Origin of the sequence: Streptomyces beijiangensis (genome assembly GCF_017315755.1) — a bacterium.
Taxonomy (GTDB): Bacteria; Actinomycetota; Actinomycetes; order Streptomycetales; family Streptomycetaceae; genus Streptomyces; species Streptomyces beijiangensis.
Genome location: NZ_JAFLRJ010001751.1, coordinates 1 through 337 on the forward strand (window position 1 = coordinate 1; position 337 = coordinate 337).

General features: G+C 70.6%; 1 protein-coding gene. It reads left to right on the forward strand.

Annotated features, from left to right (window positions below):
• Window positions 1-337, forward strand: a 337-nt coding sequence (locus tag J0695_RS43510) for an aldo/keto reductase (RefSeq protein ID WP_206970313.1), incomplete at both ends; no start/stop codon positions are given.

Consider the following 337-nt stretch of genomic DNA (forward strand, 5'->3'; position numbering starts at 1 on the left):
CTCATCGACACCGCCGACGCGTACGGCCGCGGTGCCAACGAGGAGTTCCTCGCGCCCTTCGTCGCCGCGCACCGGGACGAGATCACCCTCGCGACCAAGTTCGCCCTGGAGCGGACCGACGACCCGCACTACCGGGGCCTGCGCAACGACCCGGCGTACATCCGCACGGCCGTCGAGGACAGCCTGCGCCGCCTCGGTGTCGATGTCATCGACCTCTACTACATGCACCGGCGCGTCCCGTCGGTCCCGCTGGCCGAGTCGGTCGGCGCGATGGCCGAGCTCGTACAGGCGGGCAAGGTCAAGTACCTCGGGCTGAGCGAGGTGACCGGCGCCGAAC